The sequence below is a fragment of the Streptomyces globisporus genome (assembly GCF_003501885.1).
GTDB lineage: Bacteria > Actinomycetota > Actinomycetes > Streptomycetales > Streptomycetaceae > Streptomyces > Streptomyces globisporus_D.
Map to the genome: position 1 here is coordinate 1 of NZ_QWFA01000327.1, position 3,546 is coordinate 3,546.

Here is a 3,546-nt window from a genome sequence, read left to right on the forward strand (position 1 = left end):
CCCCCTCAGCCCCCGCCCCCGGGGCCCGGCGGGGCCGACGACAGCCGCAGCACGTCCAGCGCCAGCACCAGGTCCACCAGTTCGCGCGGCCGGGACAGCGAGCGTGCGGTCAGCCGTTCCAGGCGGCGCAGGCGGTTGAACACCGTGTTGCGGTGACAGCCCAGCCGCGCCGCCGCCCGGCCCACCGAACCCGCGCATTCCAGCCACGTCTCCAGCGTCTCCACCAGCAGTGACCGCTCCGCCGGTACGAGCGTCAGCAGCGGGCCGAACACCTCCGCCAGCAGCCGGGTGGACAGCTCCGGGCGGCTCACCAGCAGGGCCGCCGGAAGCCGCTCGTCCAGCCGGACGATCTCCCGGCTGCCCGGCTCGCACGTCAGCAGCGCCGTACCCGCCAGCCGGCGCGCGGCGCCCACCTCCGCCAGGGAGCCCACCACGGGGCTCACACCACCAGGACCGGCACCCAGCTCCCTGAGCCGCGCCGCCGCCCGCGCCGGGCCCGCCGGGCCCAGCAGCACCACCGCCACCTCCCGGCCGCCCTCCCGGGCCCCTACCTCGCCCGGGGAACCCTGCGCCGCGCCCCACCACCAGCGCGACCCGTCCGCGTCCGGGCCCTCGACCACCGCCGCGTCCGGCACCGGCGTGCCCAGCACCACCACGGCGTAACGCCCCCGCTCCGGCAGTCCGAGGCCGCGCGCCGCACGGGTCACCAGGGCCGGCGGGGCCCCGCCCGCCAGCAGCGGGCCGAGCAGCGCCTCGTACCGCGTTCCACGCCGCATCCGCCGCTCCGTCCCCGGGTCCGGGCGCTCCTGATGACCGATGAGGATGCCACCGGCCCCAGCCGCGGGCGCCCGCCCGTCACGGCGTCTGTGCGCGTGCACAACGAGGCCCTTCGTTCGCTGGTCACCCGCATCGAGTCCGCCCCGCCCCGTGGACGCACGTCCCGCACGGTGCTGGTCTGTGGCACCACCCCCACAGACCAGCAAGACACACGACATGGCGGAAGGAGGAGGACGCATGGCAACGCTGGAGATCCGCTCGCTGTCCGTCGGCTACGGCCCGGTCCGGGCACTGCGCGACATCTCGGTCGATGTGCCGGACGGCGGGATCACCGCCGTGCTCGGCGGCAACGGCGCGGGCAAGACCACGCTGCTGCGGGCCGTGTCGCGGACCCTCGGCTTCCACCGCGGGACGGGCACCGGGACCATCCGGTTCGACGGCCGCCCCCTGGAAGGGCTGCGGCCCGCCCAGGTGGTGGCCGCGGGAGTGGTCCAGGTACCGGAGGGCCGGCAGGTCTTCGCCCGGATGACGGTGGCCGACAACCTGCGGGCGGGCGCTCTCGGGGCACGCGGCGGGCGCAAGGAGACCGGCGCGGCGCTCGCCCGGGTGCACGAACTGTTCCCGGTGCTCGCCGACCGCGCGCACCAGCGGGCCGGGCTGCTGTCCGGCGGAGAGCAGCAGATGCTGGCCATGGGCCGTGCCCTGATGGCGGGGCCCCGGCTGCTCCTGCTGGACGAACCCTCGCTCGGCCTCGCCCCGCTGATGGCGGCCAGGATCGCCGAGACCGTGCAGGAGATCAACGCGGGCGGCACCTCCGTCATGCTCGTCGAGCAGAACGCGGCGATCGCCCTGCGCCTCGCCTCCACGGCGTACGTCCTCGACGTCGGCGAGGTCGCCCTGTCCGGGCCCGCCGACGAACTCGCCGCCTCCGACGAGGTGCGCCGCCGCTATCTCGGCGTCGTCGACGAGGACGCGGCGGCGGACGCCGACCCGGCGGCCCGGACCCGGCGCACCCTGAGCAGGTGGTCCGCGTGACGACCACCGGGCACAGCATCACGGCCGCGCTCGCCGTCCAGGACGTCACCGTCCGCTTCGCCGGGCTCACCGCCCTCGACGCCGTCTCCTTCACCGTCGACCCCGGCAGCGTGCACGCCGTCATCGGGCCCAACGGCGCCGGCAAGTCCACCTGCTTCAACGTCCTGTCCGGCGTCTACCGCGCCGCCTCCGGGCATGTCCGCCTCGGCGACACCGAGCTCACCGGACTCCCGCCGCACGCCATCGCGGACCTCGGGGTCGCCCGCACCTTCCAGAACCTGGCGCTGCCCCCGCACGCCACCGTCGCCGACAGCCTCCTGCTCGGCCGCCACCGGCTGACCCGCTCCGGGTTCCTCGCCACCGGCCTGCGGCTGCCCTCCGCCGTCCGCGAGGAACGACGCCACCGCGAGCGGGTCCGCGAGATCGCCGAATTCATCGGCCTGGAAGGCCAATTGGAGCGGCCCGCAGGCTCGCTTCCGTACGGGCAGCAGAAGCTCGTCGAGCTTGGCCGTGCCCTGTGCATGGAGCCGAAGGTCCTGCTGCTGGACGAGCCGATCGCCGGGATGACCGCCGACGAGCGCCGCCGCACCGCCGCCGTCGTGGCCGACGTACGCGACAGCCTCGGCATCTCCATCGTGCTGGTCGAGCACGACATGGGGGTGGTGATGCGGCTCGCGGACGCGGTGACCGTACTCGACTTCGGACGGCGGATCGCCGGGGGCACCCCCGCCGAGGTCCAGAACGATCCGGCCGTCGTCCAGGCCTACTTGGGAGCACCTCAATGACCACGTTCGTCGAACTCCTCCTCGGCGGCCTGTCGATCGGCTCGGTCTACGCACTCATCGCGCTCGGGTTCGTCGTCATCTTCAAAGCCACCGAGGTCGTCAACTTCGCCCACGCGTCCCTGCTGTTGGCGGGCGGATACGTCACCGCCGTGCTCCGCGACGACATCGGGTTCTGGCCCGCCCTGCTCGTCGGGATCGCCGGCGCCGCGGCCGTCGGCGCGGCCATCGAATTCTTCGTGATGCGCCGCTACCGGGGCAGCGACCACAGCGTCCTCGCCATCGTCACCATCGGCGTCGACATCCTCCTCATCACCGAACTCACCCGCCGCATGGGCACGGACGTCCTCGCCCTCGGCGACCCCTGGGGCAACGAGGTCGTGAACATCGGCGGCATCACCCTCGCCCAGACCCGCATCGCCGCGTTCCTCGCCGCCGGGCTGCTGATCACGGTGTTCCTGCTCGCCTTCCGCTACACCTCGTGGGGCGTGTCCATGCGGGCCGCCGCCGAGAACCCGCAGACGGCGGCGCTCATGGGCATCAAGCTGGGGCGGGTCTCGCTCGCCGCCTGGGCGGTCGCCGGGGCGCTGGCCGCCGTCGCCGCGCTCTTCCTCACCGTGTTCCCGACCCCGGGCCTGGAGCGCGCCACCTCGCTCGCCGCGCTCAAGGCGTTCCCCGCCGCCATCCTCGGCGGGCTCGACTCCACCACCGGGGCGCTGGCCGGCGGACTCATCGTCGGCGTCACCGAATCGCTCGCCACCGGCTACCAGAGCGACCTGTCCTTCCTCGGCCGGGGCATCGGCGACCTGGCGCCCTACCTGGTGATGGTGGCCGTCCTGCTGATCCGCCCCGCGGGACTCTTCGGCACGAAGGAGCTGGCCCGTGTCTGACACCACCGCCGAAGCCCCCGCCGCGTCACGGCGGCGGTCCGGAGAGCCGCACGGACCGGCTG

4 protein-coding genes are annotated in these 3,546 nt (G+C 74.4%); 3 read left to right on the top strand and 1 reads right to left on the bottom strand.

Annotated features, from left to right (window positions below; all coding sequences use genetic code 11):
* Positions 1 to 5 precede the first annotated feature (5 nt).
* Entirely contained in the window at positions 6 to 776 is a 771-nt protein-coding gene (locus tag D3105_RS32970) for a PucR family transcriptional regulator (protein WP_165891136.1), read from the bottom strand.
* A 238-nt stretch (positions 777 to 1,014) separates the two neighbouring features.
* On the opposite strand from D3105_RS32970, the gene D3105_RS32975 reads away from it, so the two are divergent.
* The 3 genes from D3105_RS32975 to D3105_RS32985 are packed head-to-tail and all read left to right on the top strand — an operon-like array spanning position 1,015 to position 3,484.
* Positions 1,015 to 1,812: an ABC transporter ATP-binding protein gene (locus D3105_RS32975; protein ID WP_097875364.1), complete on the top strand. Its 798-nt coding sequence runs from the start codon at positions 1,015 to 1,017 to the stop codon at positions 1,810 to 1,812.
* Positions 1,800 to 2,597 (top strand): ABC transporter ATP-binding protein, encoded by a 798-nt coding sequence (locus D3105_RS32980; RefSeq protein WP_118906498.1) that lies wholly within the window; start codon positions 1,800 to 1,802, stop codon positions 2,595 to 2,597. Before D3105_RS32975 ends, D3105_RS32980 begins: the two co-directional genes overlap by 13 nt.
* Positions 2,594 to 3,484: a branched-chain amino acid ABC transporter permease gene (locus tag D3105_RS32985; protein WP_118906499.1), complete on the top strand. Its 891-nt coding sequence runs from the start codon at positions 2,594 to 2,596 to the stop codon at positions 3,482 to 3,484. The genes D3105_RS32980 and D3105_RS32985 overlap by 4 nt, the downstream gene beginning before the upstream one ends.
* Positions 3,485 to 3,546 lie beyond the last annotated feature (62 nt).

Excerpts from the sequence above, each read along its gene's own strand:
- D3105_RS32970 (WP_165891136.1), bottom strand. The coding sequence starts at position 776 with ATGCGGCGTGGAACGCGGTACGAGGCGCTGCTCGGCCCGCTGCTGGCG.
- D3105_RS32975 (WP_097875364.1), top strand. The coding sequence starts at position 1,015 with ATGGCAACGCTGGAGATCCGCTCGCTGTCCGTCGGCTACGGCCCGGTC.
- D3105_RS32985 (WP_118906499.1), top strand. The coding sequence starts at position 2,594 with ATGACCACGTTCGTCGAACTCCTCCTCGGCGGCCTGTCGATCGGCTCG.